General features: G+C 67.2%; 14 protein-coding genes. 3 read left to right on the top strand and 11 right to left on the bottom strand.

From position 1 onward, the window contains the following. Positions 1-404 precede the first annotated feature (404 nt). The 8 genes from QZY48_RS10570 to QZY48_RS10535 form a co-directional block, all read right to left on the bottom strand. On the bottom strand, positions 405-1,091 hold the full coding sequence (locus QZY48_RS10570) for an MT-A70 family methyltransferase (protein ID WP_295430809.1): 687 nt from the start codon (positions 1,089-1,091) through the stop codon (positions 405-407). Between the two features lie 106 nt (positions 1,092-1,197). Further along, positions 1,198-3,507 carry a tetratricopeptide repeat protein gene (locus tag QZY48_RS10565; protein WP_295430807.1) on the bottom strand — a complete coding sequence of 770 codons (2,310 nt, stop codon included), beginning with the start codon at positions 3,505-3,507 and terminating at the stop codon, positions 1,198-1,200. After that, positions 3,471-3,662 (bottom strand): hypothetical protein, encoded by a 192-nt coding sequence (locus tag QZY48_RS10560; protein WP_295430805.1) that lies wholly within the window; start codon positions 3,660-3,662, stop codon positions 3,471-3,473. Before QZY48_RS10560 ends, QZY48_RS10565 begins: the two co-directional genes overlap by 37 nt. A gap of 2 nt (positions 3,663-3,664) precedes the next feature. After that, positions 3,665-4,600, bottom strand: coding sequence for an energy transducer TonB (locus QZY48_RS10555; protein WP_295430803.1), 936 nt, complete (start codon positions 4,598-4,600; stop codon positions 3,665-3,667). Beyond that, a complete protein-coding gene (locus QZY48_RS10550; RefSeq protein WP_295430801.1) occupies positions 4,597-4,989 on the bottom strand; it encodes a biopolymer transporter ExbD in 393 nt (130 codons plus the stop codon). The genes QZY48_RS10555 and QZY48_RS10550 overlap by 4 nt, the downstream gene beginning before the upstream one ends. Positions 4,990-4,994: 5 nt before the next feature. Continuing rightward, a complete protein-coding gene (exbB, locus tag QZY48_RS10545; protein WP_295430799.1) occupies positions 4,995-5,420 on the bottom strand; it encodes a TonB-system energizer ExbB in 426 nt (141 codons plus the stop codon). Positions 5,421-5,558: 138 nt separating this feature from the next. Further along, the gene (locus QZY48_RS10540; protein WP_295430797.1) at positions 5,559-6,104 is read right to left on the bottom strand and encodes a PepSY domain-containing protein; all 546 of its coding nucleotides are present in this window, start codon (positions 6,102-6,104) and stop codon (positions 5,559-5,561) included. 79 nt (positions 6,105-6,183) lie between these two features. Then, positions 6,184-8,451 (bottom strand): TonB-dependent receptor, encoded by a 2,268-nt coding sequence (locus QZY48_RS10535; protein WP_295430795.1) that lies wholly within the window; start codon positions 8,449-8,451, stop codon positions 6,184-6,186. A 563-nt stretch (positions 8,452-9,014) separates the two neighbouring features. On the opposite strand from QZY48_RS10535, the gene QZY48_RS10530 reads away from it, so the two are divergent. Both QZY48_RS10530 and QZY48_RS10525 read left to right on the top strand, forming a co-directional pair. Next, complete coding sequence (locus tag QZY48_RS10530) at positions 9,015-10,016, top strand: ATP-binding protein (protein ID WP_295430793.1); 1,002 nt, start codon at positions 9,015-9,017, stop codon at positions 10,014-10,016. Beyond that, positions 10,013-10,687 carry a response regulator transcription factor gene (locus QZY48_RS10525; RefSeq protein WP_295430791.1) on the top strand — a complete coding sequence of 225 codons (675 nt, stop codon included), beginning with the start codon at positions 10,013-10,015 and terminating at the stop codon, positions 10,685-10,687. Before QZY48_RS10530 ends, QZY48_RS10525 begins: the two co-directional genes overlap by 4 nt. A gap of 265 nt (positions 10,688-10,952) precedes the next feature. Here the strand turns inward: QZY48_RS10525 and QZY48_RS10520 are convergent, their stop codons facing one another. Continuing rightward, a complete protein-coding gene (locus QZY48_RS10520; RefSeq protein WP_295430789.1) occupies positions 10,953-13,025 on the bottom strand; it encodes a vWA domain-containing protein in 2,073 nt (690 codons plus the stop codon). Between the two features lie 52 nt (positions 13,026-13,077). Continuing rightward, the gene (locus QZY48_RS10515) at positions 13,078-14,250 is read right to left on the bottom strand and encodes a hypothetical protein (protein WP_295430788.1); all 1,173 of its coding nucleotides are present in this window, start codon (positions 14,248-14,250) and stop codon (positions 13,078-13,080) included. A 263-nt stretch (positions 14,251-14,513) separates the two neighbouring features. Between QZY48_RS10515 and QZY48_RS34755 the strand changes: the two genes are divergently transcribed. Then, positions 14,514-15,515 (top strand): DUF1566 domain-containing protein, encoded by a 1,002-nt coding sequence (locus tag QZY48_RS34755; RefSeq protein ID WP_366929666.1) that lies wholly within the window; start codon positions 14,514-14,516, stop codon positions 15,513-15,515. A gap of 54 nt (positions 15,516-15,569) precedes the next feature. Here the strand turns inward: QZY48_RS34755 and QZY48_RS10510 are convergent, their stop codons facing one another. Further along, on the bottom strand, positions 15,570-16,055 hold the full coding sequence (locus QZY48_RS10510) for a DUF1854 domain-containing protein (protein WP_295430786.1): 486 nt from the start codon (positions 16,053-16,055) through the stop codon (positions 15,570-15,572). Positions 16,056-16,190: the final 135 nt, after the last annotated feature.

Here is a 16,190-nt window from a genome sequence, read left to right as displayed (position 1 = left end):
GTCGTTGTCGTTGTCGTAATCGTAATCGGAGAAGCGATGCAATTTGGGGTACGAGCGAATCCAGGGCGCTACGATAACCTCGACAACGACAACGACAACGACAACGACAACGACAACGACGCTGAGAGCATTCCCTAATGGACTTGTTTAACTTATTAGTGAACCGCTCCCGCCCAACAAAGCGCACTTGACCACGCGGTAACCGGAGCCCCGAAGGGGCGTAACATACCAGCCCAGGGCAACGCCCTGGGTTGTGCGGATGAAGGGCCTAAGCCCTGAAGGGGCGTGACAGAGGATCGGCGCTACCGTCCGACACTGATGCGGACCGCCTGCACTGCGGCGTGTTGGATCGTCGTCAATATCACATGATCACGGTGAAATGGGTGAAGGTCATTCACCTATCCTCACGCCTTCCCACGATAGGCCGCCGGCGTTTCCAGCGGGCGCAACTGCGGTTCGGTGTGGCCGGTGCGCAGGGCCACACCGTGAAAGGAGTTGCGCTCCACGTCTTCATTGCCCCACTGGTCCCAGCCGTCGCGCTCAAAGCGGGCGAAGAGTTCGAGATAGGGGCCGGGGGAGCAGCGCTCGATGATGTCGAAGATCTCGTCCGGCTTGCGCGAGTGCTCGCGCTTCTGGGTCGAGAGCAGATTGACCTGGCGGCGTCCCGGCGCCAGAGTCCGCATACCACCGCGCACGCCGAACAGGACCATCTCGGTGACGTTTCTGAAATAGAAGCCCACGCCGCGCCCATCCGGTCCGCCGTCCTTGCGGACCTTATACCAGATCAGGTTCGACTTATAGGTGAAGCCCCAGGCGGCCATCACGCGCAGGCCCTCGGCGAGCAGGGCGTTGGGTACCCACAGATACAGGTGACTGCGCTCGGCGGCGATCTCCTGCACCGGCAGGTCCATGATGTCATTGACGGCCATAGTCGGGTAGCGGAGCAGGCGCTTGTGTTCGGGCGCCATCTTGCCGGTGCGGTTCTGGAACTGCCACGGGGGGTCGGCGAGGATGGTGGAATAAAGCTCATCCACCTTCGACAACAGGTCCTCACCGGGGATTGGCCCGGTAATACTAACAACTTTGGTCATATAGGGTGTCTCTAATCCCAAGAACGAGCAGTGGGCAACCGCCGCTGCCGCCTACGCGAAGCGTCGTCGCCGACAAAATGTCTGCCCTCTCAGGGTACTCGCGCGGTCACGGCTGTCCCAAAGAACCCCGTAACTGCTCGACCGCCGGGTCCCCCGGCGCTACGGCAGCGAGCTTGTCCAGCCAGGCGGTCGCGGCCTCGCGTTGCCCGAGCTTGGCGTGGTACTGGACCAGGGCGACCAGCAACTCGGTAGCGGCCGCGTCGCGCGCGGCGGCGGCGGCCAGGATCGGCAGGGCCTGCGCGGTGTGGCCGGCGCTGTCCAGGGCGATGGCGTAGACATAGGCGTAGCGGTTGTTGGTCGGGGCCAGTTCGGTCGCGCGTTTAAGATCGGTCAGGGCCGCGTCCAGGCGCTTGGCCCGCACCAGTGACAGACCGAGCGCGTGGTGCAGGTCGGCGCTCTCGGGGTCGACCGTGAGGCCGGTGCGCAGTTGCGCCTGCGCCTCGGCCTCCCGGCCCTGGCCGCGGTAGAGGTCGGCCAGGTTGGCATGGGCGGGGATGAAGCGCGGGTCCAGGGCCAGGGCCTCGCGGTAGGCGCGCTCGGCGACCTCCGGCTCCCCGGCGGTGAGTGCGATCAGGCCCAGGTTCAGGTTGGCCTCGGGGCGGTCGGCGTTGACGCTCTCGGCGGCCACATACTCCTGCAGGGCACTGTCCAACTGACCGGCAAGCTCCGCGCCCATCGTTTGGGTCGCGAGCGGCGCCAGCACCCGGGTCGCCTCCAGGCGCACGGTGCGCGCGGGGTCGGTGAGCAGGGGCCAGGCCTGTTCGGTGCGGGTGCGCAGGTCCGTCAGATCGAGGTAGCGCACGGCGGCGGCGCGCACCAGCGGGTCCGGGTCCTTGAGCAGACGGGGCAGGGTCAGCATGGCGTCCGGGCTCGGGTGTTCATGGAGCCGTTCCAGGGCGCCGGCGCGGGCGATGGCGGGCTGGCCCGGGTCACCGGCCAGGGCGAGCAGGCGCGCCGGGGCGTCCGCCGCGCCGGTGTCGGCCGCGTGCAGGGCCTCGCCGAAGTGGGGGCCGCGGCGGGCCGGGTCCGGGAACCAGCCGGCCACGGCGGCGGCGGCCCAGGCGGCGTCCTTGTCCTGGTGACAGGCGTTGCAGGCGTTGGGGGTGCCGAGCCGGTCGGACAGGTCGGGGCGCGGCACCCGCAGGCTGTGATCGAAACGCGGGTCCACCACCATGTAGAGGCGCCGGGGCATGTGGCAGGCGACGCAGGCGGTGCCGGTGCCGCCCTGGGTGTGGTGATGGTGGCTCTGGTCGTCGTAGCGGTCGGCCTGGTGACAGCGGGTACAGACGGCGTTGCCCGCGGCCTTGAGTTTGAGGCTGTGGGGCTCGTGGCAGTCCGAGCAGACGACGCCCTGGTGGTACATGCGGCTCTGGATGAAGGAGCCGTACTCATAGTCCTCGTCCTTGATCTGGCCGTCCGGGAAGTACAGGGAAGGCGACAGCAGGGCGAGCCGGAACCCCTGGTGCAGGGGCTCGCCGGGCGTCAGTTCATCCCAGATGCGCCCGCGCCGGGAGTGGCAGCGGGCGCAGGTCTCGGTCTGGGTCTGGGTGGTGCGGGGCCGGCTGCGGGCCGGCTTGCCGGTCGCGGGGTCGGTCTGCCACTGGCCGCCGTCGCGGTCCTTCAGGTCCACCAGCAGGCCCAGGGTCGGATCAGCAGGTGCGGCGGGCGGCGTCGGGGCGGTACCGGACGCCTTGGCGGCGATCGCCGCCTGCGCCCAGGCGACGTGGCGGGAGCCGGGGCCGTGGCAGGCCTCGCAGGCGACATTGATCTCCGCAAAGTGCGTGTCGTAGATGTGGCGCTCGGCGTCGTACCCCTTCTTGAGGTCAGTGGAGTGACAGTCGGCGCACTGGTAGTTCCAGGTCTGGTCGGGCGCCGTCCAGTGCAGCGGGTTACGGTGGTCCATCTTCTCGTTCGGGTAGAGATGGAACCAGCGCTGGCCGCCTTGGTCCTGGGGGCGGCTGTCCCAGGCGATACCCAGGCTCTGCAGGCGGCCGCCGGGGAACTCGATCAGGTATTGCTGGAGCGGATACCAGCCGAAGGTGTAGCGGATGGGGTAGTCCTTGAGCGTCCCGTCGGGGCCGTCGGTGCGGACGAAGAAGCGCCCGTCGCGCTTGAAGAAGCGTGAGGTCACCCCGTGGGCGGTGAATTGGACGCCCTTGAAGTCACCCAGTACCGTCTTGTCCGTCGGCTCCTTCATGGCCCGATCGTGAAAGGAGTCGCGCCACAGGTCGCGTTCCTTGGCGTGGCACTCGCCGCAGACCGCGACGCCCAGGTAGCCGGCCTCCGGCGCCGCCGCCATGGAAGAAGACAGGATCGGTATCAGCAGCAGGGCGGGCAGCAGGGTGCGCGGGTACATGGCGGTGGGTAGCGTCCGGGTGGTGGGGGCAAAGAGGCGTAATCGGCGGGCGGCATTATCGGCCCCACGGCGAAGATGATACCGTCCGCCGGGGTATAGACATAGAGCACGCGAAATCCCAGGGTCTCACCCTGATAGTACCTGAGGTGCGGCATCGCTACCGTAGGTCGAAGCGGATCGGGACCCGCATGGACCAACTGCTGCGACCAAGTACGGCCGGGATGGGCTTGAACCGGCCGAGCCGGTTCAGCGCGTCCAGGGCGGCGCGGTCCAAGTTCGGGTCGCCGGCACTCTGGACGATGCGGACCTGGCTGATGCGTCCGTCCGTCGCGACCACGAAGGCGACGGTCGCGACCCCGCTCTTGTGCCGCCGCCGCGCCTCCTCCGGGAAGCGTTGCCGACCGCTGATCGCACGCTGGAGTTCGGCGAGATAGGCGCGCTCCGCGGCGGCCTTGGCCGCGGGGCCGGCGGTGCTCGCCGGGGCGCGCGGCGCGGGGCCGCCGGACGGGCCGGGGCGCCCGGCCTGGCTCTCGCCCTGGGGCCTCGTGGGGCCGGCAATAGGGCCGGCGGGACGTGCCTGCGCCTGGCGGGGGCGCTCGGGCGGTGGCCGGTCGACTGGCAGCGGCGCCCGGGTCTGCGGGCGCGGCGGGGTTGGTGGCTTGGGTTGCGGCCGGGGCACCGGCTTCGCCTCGGGCTTGGGCGTCGGCCTGGGGCGCGGTGGGTCGCGCGGCGGCGGGGGCGCGACGACGCGCTGCGGCTCCGGCTCGATGTCCCGAGCAGGGTTGGGGGTTGACGCAGGGTCTGGCTCGACCGGACGGACCGGCGGCGGGGGCGGCTCGGGCGGTGGTTCGCTGACCGGGTCCGCGGGCGCCGGGTCGGGGGGCCTGGGCTCGGTCGGCGTGGCGCTGTTCCCGTCGCCGGTCCCCGTCTCATCGGCAAAGTCGGTCAGTTCGAGGTTGATAGTGACCAGGGGCGGGGTCGACGGGGCGGCCGGGGCCGTGCGTGACCACAGGTACAGCGCCGCCCCGTGGAGCAGGGCGGAGGTCAGCAGGCCGAGTGCGAGGCAGTGTCGGCAGGTGGGGCCCTGGCTCACGGCCGCCGGGTGAGGATCGACAGACGCTCCAGCCCGCGCGCCTTGAGCTGGTCCACCACGGCGATGAAGGCGGCGAAGGGGGTCTGTGCGTCCACCCGCAGGACGATCTGGGTGGCGGGTTGCAGTGCGGCGAGGTGGGGTGCCAGGGCGGCGAGCCCGGGCGCGCCCACCCCCAGGGACTCGGCCTGGAAGAAGACCTCTCCGTCGGCGCCGATGGCGATCTCGAGCGGGTTCAGTTGCCCGGGTGTATCCTCGTTGGCGGCCGTCGGCAGGCGGATCTGCAGGCGCCCCTCGACGAGGAAGGTGGCGGTGGTGAGCACGATCGCCAGCAACACCAACATAATGTCGATGAAGGGGATCACATTGATCTGGTCCATCTTTTTCATCATCGCCTTCAGGTCCCGCGGCCCCGGCCCCAACGCGCCTTGAGCACGTCCACCCGGCGCAGCAGGGCGTTATAGAAGATGATGGAGGGGATGGCGACGACCAGCCCGAGCGCGGTGGACTTCAGTGCCAGGGCCAGGCCGACCATGACGGCGGCGGTGTCGAGGGTGCCGCCCTGGCCGATGTCATAGAAGGTGATCAGGATGCCGAGCACGGTCCCGAGCAGGCCCACGTAAGGGGCGTTGGCGCCGACGCTGGCGATGACCGTGAGGTGGCGGGTGAGGTCGATCTCCAGGTCCTCCGCGCGGTCGAAGGCAGCCGGATCGATGCGCGCCAGGAACAGATAGCGCTCGACCACGAAGGCGATGGTCAGGAAACTCATGAACCCGAGTACACCGATGATGCCGAGATCCAGATTGGCCTTCAGAAACTCCAAGTGAACCACTCCTGATCGATGTCGTTGGACGGACGCGACCGGTTAGGCTGCGTCCGGGATCGGGGTGCGTGATCGAGTCGACGAGTTGCCACGTCACACCGCCGCGCGGCGTGACGAGAAACCCGCGCCGCAGTACCGTCAGTCCAGGTCCCCTGGCACGGATTCCGGAATCTCCCAGTACTCCAGGTTGACCTGGACGATGGCGCCGTCCGCGGCATTCACATAGACGTTGAATTCGCCGTTGCCGTCGGGGATCTCGATGTCGACCTCATAGACCGCCTGCCCCGATTGGAGCAGGAGGCGCTTGACCTCCTCCACGCTGCCCGCATACCGGGCCGTGGCGGCGCCCTTGGCCTCCTCCTCCGTGATCTTGGCGGCGGCCGCCCACCGCGGGTCATCCGAATTGACGATCAGGTCCACCGCGGAGATCAAGCCGGTGTTGCCGCTGCAACCGACATAGTAGGTGGCCCCTTTGGCGTTGACCGTGAACTCGTAGGTGGGATCGCCCTTGCGCGACTCGAATTCCACATGCCCGATCGCGGCGCCGATCTGTTCGGCGACCAGGTCCATGCAGGTGGTGAGCGGGACCTTGGTCTGAGCCACCGAGTCGGCGATGGGGCCGGCGGTTGCCGCAGCGGCTGCCAGGGTCGCTGCCACCGATACGCAAAGCATCAATCGTTTCATGTCGTACTCCTTGTTGAGATCAAGTTGAGATCAATGAACTCGCCAGAGCGAGGGTTAGGCCATGGCTGGATGGCCGGGATCAAAGGGACAGGCGCACCCCGACCCAACCGCCGAAGGGTGCGCCTGGTCCGTCGAATCTGGGGTCCAGGTAGGCATCACCCAGGACCTGGTCGGCCTGCCCGAGGACCCCGAAGCTGGAATACTCCGTGTCGAACAGATTGCTCACTTTCGCGAGGATCGCGAAGCGGTTCGTGACCCGATACTCCCCGCGCAGATTGACGACGGCGTATCCGGCTATCTTGGGCAATTTGTTCGACTCGTCACCGCGGTAATACTGTCCGGATTGGTAGATCACGGTCAGCCCGGCGCTGAACCTGGGGGTGATTTGCCAGTCGAGCCCGGTCTTGAGGTTGTTGAGCGGTATCCCTGGGAGTCGATCCCCCGACTCCACGTAGATGTTGCCCTCCGCGTTCGCCACGGGATGGTTTGGGCTGTGGGAATAGAAGTCGTTCTGGAAGGTCGCCTGCAAGTAGGTGTAGTTGAGGAACCAGGCGACCCGCTTGACGGTGCCGCCAAGGGTCAGTTCCAGGCCCTGGCGCCGGGTGTCGCCGATGTTGTCGAAGAAGCCCAGGTTGCCGCTGGCGCCCCCGGCCTGGAACAGGATGTCGTCCTGGTTGATGGTCTGGAACAGGCCCAGTTGGTAGTTGACCGGATAGGCCAAGGCCAGGTCCCCGCGCACGCCGAGTTCAAAAGTCCGGGCGACCACTTGGTCCAGCGGGGGGTCGGCGAGGAAGGCATTGGGCAGGCGGCACTCGTTCTGCGGGTCGGCGCAGGCCAGTTCCACCGGGGTCGGGGCGCGCGAAGACTCGCTGTAACCGCCGTAGAGGTTGACCCCGGGGGCCGCCTGAAAGGTCAGGCCGGCTGCCGGATTGAAGCGTGAGTAGGTGCTGGTCCCGTTGAGGTCCGGCCGCTCCCCGGATTGGTCCGAGTTCTCGATCTCGGTATCGTTGTAGCGCCCGGCCAGGGTGAGCGTCAGGGCCTCGGTCAGGTTCAGGCTGTCGCTGAAATAGACCGAGCTGCTGCGCGTGGTCGCGTCCAGCCGGGTCACGCCGTCCGCCTCCAGGATGCCGGAGCCCGCGGTGCTGCGATTGGCCAGCAGTCGGGCGATCTCCACGTCAGCGTTGAAGGTGACGTCGCCGGTGAAATAACCCGCGCCCAGGATAAACTGATTGCCCAGACCGAAGAGCCTCTGGAGAAAGGTTGCCTGCACGGTGCCGCCACCCGTCTCCTGCTTGCGGCTGGAGCGGTTGTTGATGGCGTCATAGGGGTTGCCGTTCGCATCCTCGGCGGCAATGGGGTCACCGGCCCGATCCTCGAGCACGACGCCCTCGGGGTCACACAGCAGACCCGCCTCGTCGTCCTCCGGGCACTCAGCGAAGTCGCCCGCATCGCCATTGAACGACTTGGTATCCAGGTTGCGGTAGAACAGGTTGCCGGACACCTGCACCTGCTTGTTGAACCAGTGCTCGGCATTGAGATTAACCGAGAACAGCTCGTTCTTGGTGGTGTCCGGGAACGTGAAGACCGCGCTGCGGTCAAGCTGCATCAACTGCACCGGGATGGCGCCGTTGCCGGTCAGGTCGGTGTTCGCATACGCCAGGTCCAAGTCGACGGCCGACCCCGCGACGTGCCAGCCGAATGAGCCGAACAGGTTGACGGCATCGGTAGGCGACTCCTCGCGCCAGCCGTTCTCAGTCATGAAGTCGACATTCACATAGGCGCCCAGCGTGCCATTGTTCCAGCCGCCTTCGGCGTAGCCCTGGACCCGATCGAAGGAGCCACCCATCAACTGGGCGCTGTAGCCTGGATGGGTGAAGCCATTCTTCATCTGGATCGAGAGTGCGCCGCCCAGGGCGTTGAGGCCGAACACCGGGTTCGATCCGCCCATGAGATTGACGCTGCCGATGGCGGACTGGGACATCAGGTCCCAATTGACCGCATCGCCAAAGGCGTCGTTGATACGGGCGCCGTTCTGATAGATGGCGATGCCCTGGGGCAGACCGAGCAGCGGCGAGGCGGTGAAGCCGCGGTACTGCACGTCCGGCTGCAAGGGGTTGTTCTGCGCCTCGTTGATCGAGACGCTGCCCAGGCGCTGGTTCATGAAGTCCGCCAGGCTGCCGCTCAACGAGTCCCTGATCTGTTGGCCGTCGGCGTCCTGCACCGGGTAGGGCAGTTGGTCCTTGGGCAAGCCGACCCCGTGGACCGGGGTGACGCCAATCACCGTCACCTCGGACAGGGTTGTCGGCTCCGCCCCGAACACCGGGGCGACGACCAATAGTCCGGGCATCACTGCTCGCAGTGACCGGACTACGGCGGCAGCGGACCGACTCCGAGAACGCTGCGGAGCGGATTTGTGTCGTCGTCTTGTCATGATCATCTTCTATCTCAAGCAGGAGTGATTCTGGCCCTTAACCGAAGCGCACCCACACCACGGCTGGGTGGGACGCGATGTCCACGGGCGCTTGCCCCGTGCAGTCGCCCGGGGTATGCTCCCGGGCGCACGTTGTGAAGCGTCCGCCATTATGTCGCTCCCGCCGCGCGGGCGACCAGGGAAAAATTCCCGAGCATGCGTCACGGCCGGGCACTGGGCAGAGGGGATGAAAGTCCACCGCTCCGCAGTACAGCGAGCGGCGGCGTTGGGCTACAATGGACATGCACCCCTCCCCTGGCGGGGATTTGGCAGTCGGCAGCCGACAGCCGTCCGGCGCCGCCAGCCGCCCTGTGCGGTGAGGCAATGTAGGCGGCAGAACCGTTCACGAGAGGACGATTGGCGATGGCGGATCAACCTGCCCAAGTGGTCGGAGCGCCCTTGATTTGCGCCCAACGGATCGGTGCCTCGCAGGTCCCAGCATGCTGCCGGACGGATCAGCGAACCGGCCGCCAGCCGGCGTGATGGGCGCAATGAGATCCAGTGCCGCCGCAAGATCGGCCTTCGAGCTGCTGTTGATCGTCCTGGTCGCGCTCGCCGTCTTCGCCGTCGGGGCGTTCACGGAAATGAACGAGCGCGTCACTTCGATATTGCAGGGTTACGAGTACCTGCAGATCGACGAATTACCGCTGGCACTGCTCACATTCAGTCTGGGTCTTGCCTGGTTCGCCTGGCGCCGCTGGCGGGAATTGGGGGTTGAACTGCAGCACCGGCTGGAAATCGAGGATGCCCTGCAAGTGAAGCAAGCCGAGTTCCGCGACCTGGCCTGGCGCATCACCCAGGCCCAGGAGACCGAACGGCGCCTGCTTGCCCACGAATTGCACGACGAACTCGGGCAGAGTCTGAATGCCATCAAGATCGAAGCCGTGGGTATCCGCAACCACAGTCACGGCACGCAACCAGAGATTCACCGTGGGGCCTTGGCGGTGATTCAACTCACTGATCGAATCTATGATGTTGTTCGGGATATGACCGCTCGCTTGAGGCCGGTGGCGCTCGATGAACTCGGCCTTGTCGGAGCCCTCGAAAGCGACCTAATACGTTGGCGGAAATTGATGCCAGGGACCGAGTTCCTAGGGGTATTTCGCGACGTCCCCGAGTCCTTGGACGAGTTGGTCGCCATGGCGCTCTATCGGGTGGTCCAGGAAGGCGTGACGAATATTCTGCGGCATTCCGGGGCGAACCGGGTGTCGATCACTCTGGAATCGCTTGGGTCATCACCGGACCTGCGGCTGTCGCTTTGTGACAATGGCCATGGTGCCGATCTCGGCGCGATCAGGCGCGGGCTGGGTCTGCTCGGCATGCGGGAACGGGTCGCGGGATTAGGGGGCGACTTCAGTGTCGTCAGCCAGCCAGGTGCCGGATTTGCGATCGATGTGACCATCCCGCTTTCTGGTCGGTCACTGGCCGGGATTTGCCTATGACCGCAGCCCTGCGGGTCTTGTTGGTCGACGACCATGCCGTCGTGCGCGAGGGTTACCGGCGCTTGCTGGAAGCGACCGGCGACATTGCCGTGGTCGCCGAGGCTGCCAGCGGCGAGGCGGCCTACGCCGCCTTTACCGACCAGGCCCCCGACGTCGTCATCATGGACATCTCACTTCCCGGGATCAGTGGACTGGAGGCCCTGCGGCGCATTCGCGCCCGCGCGCCCACGGCCAGGGTGCTGATGTTCAGCATGCATGCAGATCCCGTATTCGTTACCCGGGCGCTGGATGGCGGGGCACTGGGATATCTGACCAAGGCCAGCGCGCCCGATATGTTGGTGGAGGCGGTGCGGACAGTCGCGGCGGGGCGGCGCTTCCTGCCTCAAGATCTTGCGCAGGAATTGGGCGAGAGCCTGGCCAAGGAGGAACGTCGACGCATCGAGACTCTGACCGAGAGGGAATTCGAGGTGCTGCGCCTGCTCACCGAGGGGCGCGCGTTGCGCGAGATTGCTGCATTGCTCTGTGTCAGCAGCAAGACAGTCGCCAACTACCAGACAGGTATTCGACAGAAACTGAGCGTTGATAACCACATGCAATTGTTGAGGCTTGCGCTGGCCTGCGGCGTCACCAGCGCCTTGCCCATGACTCCTGACCAGCAAAAGGGAGGCTGATCAGGCCAGATGCATCCCACTGGGGCGAACTATGTGAAGTCGGGGGCGGCTCACCAACGGTCAACTCTCCAGCACGCCGTTCAGCATCATTAAATCCATTGGCTTACAGGGCGCAGATCAGGAGCAATTGCCCAAGGTGGAACTTCGGCATCTGGATATCTTCCTGCGGAGGGTTGGAACAAGGAGTAAGGTCGAGCGCAGTGTCCCCGCGCGGCGGCCCATGCGTCAACCAAATTCCAGCAGTTGGTCCGCGAAAAGCGGATGCCTAGGGCAGGTCGCCGAGCGGAATGGGATAGACCAGCTCGGCCTGGTCGCGCCCGCCGCTTTGCGCCAGGTCGACCCATTTGTCCTGGTCGGCATAATAGAGCCCGTAGCGGCGGATCTTCTTGTTCAATTGGTCGATGAATTCGTATTGGCGCATGGCGCCCCAGCGGGTCCAGGTGTCCTGGGTCAGGGCCAGGACGTCGCTCTTGTAGGGGAGTCCCTGGAGGTATTCGCCCAAGAGCCCGAGGTCGGCGAGCCGGGTGGACTGGTCGCGGCTGCCGGCCTGGGGGTCGACGCTGAAGCGGGCGGCGACACTGGCCAGACGGTCGAAGAAACTGCGGGTGCCGGCCGCGGCGTTCAGGTCGGCCTCGGCGGCCTCGACGATCCCCTTCAAGACCTGTTGCAGGTCGGAGAGTTGATCCTTGGTCAGGAGCACCCGCACGTCCACGGCGTAGCGGGAGGGATCGGCGAAGTCCCGGTCGCTGATCCAGGCCTCGAAGACCTCCGGGGCCCGGGTCCCCTCGACCTGACCCAGATAGGCGAGTCGGGCGGCGTGGCCCAGGCTGTCGACGATGGCCCGGATCTGTGCCGCCTGGTCGGCGCCGGCGGGTGTTGCCGCGCCGCCGGGCGGTGGTTGGCCGGGCGCGGCCGGGCGTGCGAGGTTCTCGATCAGGCGCCCGGCATAGGTGTCGATGGCCGCGGTGAAGGCCCTGACACTGCCCTCGTCGATCGGGAAATAGGCGGTCTCCTGGTTGACGGCGTTGCGCGACAGGGTGCGGTACTGGGCGGCGGCGGGCTCGGTGTTGCCCTGGCGGCGGGCCTCGGGGGTGAGCAGGTGCAGCACGGCGATGGAGGTCCCGGCCTCGCCGGCGAGGCTGCGCAGCCGTGCGGCATCGAGCCCGCTGCTGGACTGTACCCGCTGGCCGGTTTCAGGGTCGCGCTGGGAGCCGTCGAGCGCCCCGGCGTCGGTGATCAGGATGATGTGGCGCTCGGCGAAGCGCTGCCGCCAGTCGGGGGTGTCCAGCGCGGCCTGGATGCCGGCATAGGGGTCCTCGTCGAACCGGTCGGTCGCGACCCGCGCCTCGTCGAGGGTGCGCACGCGCTTGAGAAAATCGCGCCCGTCCTTGATCGCGGCCGGGTTGGCGTAGGTGCGGGCGATGAATTCGAGCCCCGCGGCCTTGGCGGGGTCGCCCGACCCGGCGCGGAAGGCGACCAGTCCGAAGGCGACCCGATCGAGCAGCCCGGCCGTGCGGACCTGCTCGTAGAAGCGCCCGACCGCGGCCTTGGTCTGGGCGATGTAGGGTCCCATCGAGAGGGTGGAGTCGATGACGAAGACGACGGCGGCGCGGTAGGGTGTTGGTATCGCGGGTGCGGCCGGCGCCCCCGATGTGGGAGGCGCGGATGCCGTCTGGGCGCTCGGGTTCTGGTTGGCAGCGGGGCCGGGCAGGGTCACGGAGGCGACCTTCAGCGCCCGCACCTTGTCGCCGGTGGCGGCGCGGTACTCGGCGAAGTCCAGGATTGGCAACAGATAGAAGTGGCGGCTTAAGTCAATGAAATTGGCGGGCTCCAGTGCCAGGATACGCGGGTCCGGCCGGCCCTGCGCGACGGTGCCTCGCAGGGCCGCGGCGGCCGGTCCCGGGGCGGGGCTGTCGAGGATGGCCCGCAGGTCATCCGCACCGCGCAGGAACAGCATCGGCTCGCGCCCGGCGCCCCGGTTGGTGAAGGCCAGCGTGAGTTGCTGCCGCCAGGGGGTCGTCCGGCGCGTCGGCAGCCAGCCCAGGACGCTCTCCTCGCGCGTCCCGGTTCCCACCCGCAGCCACTCCTGCCCGTCGGCCGTTTCCCGGGCATAGACATAGAGTCGGGACAGGGCCTTGAGCGGGTCGCGGCCCGGGCCCCCCGGGGTGGCGGCGACCATGGCCCCCGGGTGGGTCAGCACCCGTTCATAGAGGTCGCGCTTGCCCGCCGGGTGCAGGGGTTCTGCCGACGCGGCCCAGGCGCCGGTCAGCAGGGCCAGCAGCAGGGCCGGCAGCCAGGGTCCGGGTCGCCGCGAGCGGCGCAGGGTGACAGGCTTCACGGTGGCACTCCGGGTTGCGTTCATTTGCGGCCAACTACTCCTCTCGGGCTGATCAGCGTTGTTGCAGGGTCGCGAGCTGGTCGGCGGCCTGCGTATCGCCGGCCGCCGCCGCCTTGCGCAGCCACGCGATGGCGTCCTGGTAGACGGGCCCCGCGTCGGCCTCGGCCAGGAGCAGTTGCGCGTAGCGCCGCTGCGCCGCGGGGATGCCGCCCTCGGCCGCGCGTTGGTACCAGACCTGGGCGCTGTCCGGGTTGGGCTTGGCGAAGCAGGGCCTGGGTTGAAAGTCGTCCGGGTCGTAGCGTTGCCCCAGGCGCCGTGCGAGCGTCGCATCACGCTTGGCGGCGTCGATGAAGAGCCCGATGGCGGCCTCGCAGTCACCCGCCTGCGCGACCCGTTCGGCGTGGCCGAAGAGCTCCGCCGGTGGCAGGTCTTGGCCCTTTAGCTCCAGAAAGAGGGCCTTGCCGACCGTGGCACCGGCGCTTGGGCCCGCTGTCGGTCTGGCGGGCCGCGCTGCCGACTCGCCGGTCCGCGTGGCCAGATACCACCAGAGCAAGCCCCCGCCGCAAAGGATAGAAAGCGCCGCCGCGGCCCAGTGCCCCGGCGTCCGGGCACGGGCGGGTGCAAGGCCTGCCGCCGGAGCGCCGCCATGCGCTGCCGCGACCACGGGCGGTGTTGTCCCTGCCGGGCCTGGGGCCTCAAGCGGTGCCCGCCGCACCGCGCGAATCGGCGGGGACGCCATCCCCGACCGCGGCAGAACGGGTGCAGGCGCCTCGCCGATGGGCCGGTCGGCGGCGCATCTCGCGTCGGCCGGAGCCGGATTGGGGATGATTGGCATGGCCGCCGGGTCAAGCCCGAACAGGCGCGCGTCGCTTGCCGCGGCGTCCAGCGCGACTGCCTGGGGGGATCGCACCGGCGTCTCCAGCGGCCCGCAATCCGCGAAATCGCGGCGCCGCACATGCACCCGCAGCGCGGCGCCCGTGGCCGCGCGAAGGCCCAGGGTCAGCGACGCGCCGACGCTGAAGCGCGGCGTCGCGTCGTCGCCCTCGAGGCGTGCGCAGGGATACCAACTGGGCGCCTCGTCCCAGCCGCCGTGCGGCGTCAGATAGCGCTCATCCAAGCCGCGCTGGACCGCCACCAGGACCTCGGACCCGAGCGGCGGCAGCCCGCGGACACGCAAGGTCCCCCGGTCCCCACCCGTGGCTTCGAACTCGATCTGCAATGCCATCGCGCGGCGCCTCCCCGCCGCCGGGGTCCACTGATCCCGGCGGTCCCGTCACCTCGTCACCAGAACGGACGCTAGGATATCCCCGTCGCACTGCCAAACTCCAGTTGTGTCCGGTGGTCGGGGAACCGGTTTTGCGATTTGCGTCGCAGCTTTCCACAGCGGATAGCCGATACTTAAATTCTGTGCGCTCGTCAGGTGGTACTCGCCGTTGGTCGCCAGCATCACTTCCCTGACTGTCTGTTTTCGATAAGAAAGAACGCTTGATGGGATTGGAAAATCAATCCCTTGCCGTAGTACGACGCTTGACGCACACAACCATAAGTCATCAGTTCAACCGCAGTTCAGGGGCACAGACCATGCTGAATCATCGACTTCTTCAGAGCGCCTTGGTAGCGACGGCCTTGGGTTTGCTGCCGCAAGCGCAGGCCGCGAGTCCCGACCAGGGCGAAAAAGCCCACCATGGGCGGCCAACGCAACCCGCGATTCCAGACGCGGACGGGGTCTTCTGGGGGTGTTACTCCAGGCTATTGACGGTGGTCCGCTTGATTGACCCGACGCGCACGCACTGCAGTTCAGGCGAGGTCATGATCCACTGGAATCAGGCCGGGTCGGTTGGTCCGCAGGGTGTGCCAGGGCCGGTGGGTGCTACGGGTGCTATGGGTGATACCGGTCCGACTGGCGCTACGGGTGCGACCGGTCCGGCGGGACCGCAAGGCCCGGTGGGCGCTACTGGGCCGATTGGCCCAGTCGTCCCGCAAGGTCCGGCCGGACCCGAATCCAAGGCGGCTGGTCCCTGCTATAACAACGACCAAGACCGTTATCAGGACTGCCAGAATGGCACCGTGACGGATACGGTGACTGGTCTGATCTGGTTGAAGAATGCGAATTGCTTTGCGGAGAAGACCTGGACTCTGGCGCAACAGGCGGCGGCGGGATTGGCTGACGGCGGCTGCGACTTGACCGACGGCTCCGCGGCCGGTGACTGGCGCTTGCCTACCCCCGCAGAGTGGGATGAGACGGTTGCTCGGGCGCGGGAGGACGATATGACTTGCGAATCCCCCGTTCTGACCGATACGGCTGGAACTGGTTGCTATAGCGATGGGCCGCAACCTTTCACGAATGTCGGGGCGTTATACTGGACCTCAGCGAGCTATGCCGTAACGCCCGGCAGCGCCTGGGGGTTGCGGTTGGATTCCGCCTGGTTCGAGCCGACGCCAAAAGCCGTCGCCACCCACCTGATGTGGCCGGTACGACGCGCCCGCTGAGTCGCTCGATTGCTTGGCGGCCCCGCCCCTTTGCGGTTTCGGGGTCGACCGAGGCTACAGATAGCGATCCACTGCCCGCCGACTGTAAGGGTCCAGGTTGCGGGTGTCGGGGACCAGGTAGCGGATGCCCTGGGAGTCCTGCAGCAGGGCGCTGTAGGGTCCCAGGCGGCGCACATCGTCCTCGGTCTTGAGGACGAAGCGGGTGGGGCCGCGGTCGGTCTCGACCTCCCACTCGGCCGGCTCCAGATAACTGGAAACCAGGATGACGCGGCGGATGTGGGGCACGAATTCGCGTCGTGCCAGTTCGTCCTCCAGGATGGTGCGCAGCGCCGCGGGCAGGGCGCTCAGGTCCTCGATGCAGCGCAATTCGCGCCCCTCGGCATCGCAGATGATGACCCAATGGCCGGGGTCCGTGATCGGGTAGGCGCGCACCGGCACCGCGTCCGGGTAGTCGCGGCCGGCGACGTCACGGTAGATGAGGTGGCCGAAGGGGTCGATCCGCAACGCGAAACCGGGGTCGGGCGGGGGCGTCTCGATCATGCTCGTGGGCTCCTGATCTCAACTGGACTGACAATCCAGTAACGAGTAAAGAACAAGTTAAACACAATGCAACCGTTGTCGTTGTCGTTGTCGTTGTCGTTGTCGTAATCGCAATCGCAATCGGAGAAACGATGC

This window comes from uncultured Thiodictyon sp. (genome assembly GCF_903828115.1).
Classification (GTDB): domain Bacteria; phylum Pseudomonadota; class Gammaproteobacteria; order Chromatiales; family Chromatiaceae; genus Thiodictyon.
This window is presented reverse-complemented; position numbering and strand designations above follow the sequence as displayed.

Bases quoted from the DNA above. Each gene is read 5' to 3' on its own strand.
- QZY48_RS10570 (WP_295430809.1), bottom strand. From the start codon at position 1,091: ATGACCAAAGTTGTTAGTATTACCGGGCCAATCCCCGGTGAGGACCTG.
- QZY48_RS10565 (WP_295430807.1), bottom strand. From the start codon at position 3,507: ATGTACCCGCGCACCCTGCTGCCCGCCCTGCTGCTGATACCGATCCTG.
- QZY48_RS10560 (WP_295430805.1), bottom strand. From the start codon at position 3,662: ATGCCGCACCTCAGGTACTATCAGGGTGAGACCCTGGGATTTCGCGTG.
- QZY48_RS10550 (WP_295430801.1), bottom strand. From the start codon at position 4,989: ATGATGAAAAAGATGGACCAGATCAATGTGATCCCCTTCATCGACATT.
- QZY48_RS10540 (WP_295430797.1), bottom strand. From the start codon at position 6,104: ATGAAACGATTGATGCTTTGCGTATCGGTGGCAGCGACCCTGGCAGCC.
- QZY48_RS10535 (WP_295430795.1), bottom strand. From the start codon at position 8,451: ATGCCCGGACTATTGGTCGTCGCCCCGGTGTTCGGGGCGGAGCCGACA.
- QZY48_RS10530 (WP_295430793.1), top strand. From the start codon at position 9,015: ATGCTGCCGGACGGATCAGCGAACCGGCCGCCAGCCGGCGTGATGGGC.
- QZY48_RS10525 (WP_295430791.1), top strand. From the start codon at position 10,013: ATGACCGCAGCCCTGCGGGTCTTGTTGGTCGACGACCATGCCGTCGTG.
- QZY48_RS10515 (WP_295430788.1), bottom strand. From the start codon at position 14,250: ATGGCATTGCAGATCGAGTTCGAAGCCACGGGTGGGGACCGGGGGACC.
- QZY48_RS34755 (WP_366929666.1), top strand. From the start codon at position 14,514: ATGGGATTGGAAAATCAATCCCTTGCCGTAGTACGACGCTTGACGCAC.
- QZY48_RS10510 (WP_295430786.1), bottom strand. From the start codon at position 16,055: ATGATCGAGACGCCCCCGCCCGACCCCGGTTTCGCGTTGCGGATCGAC.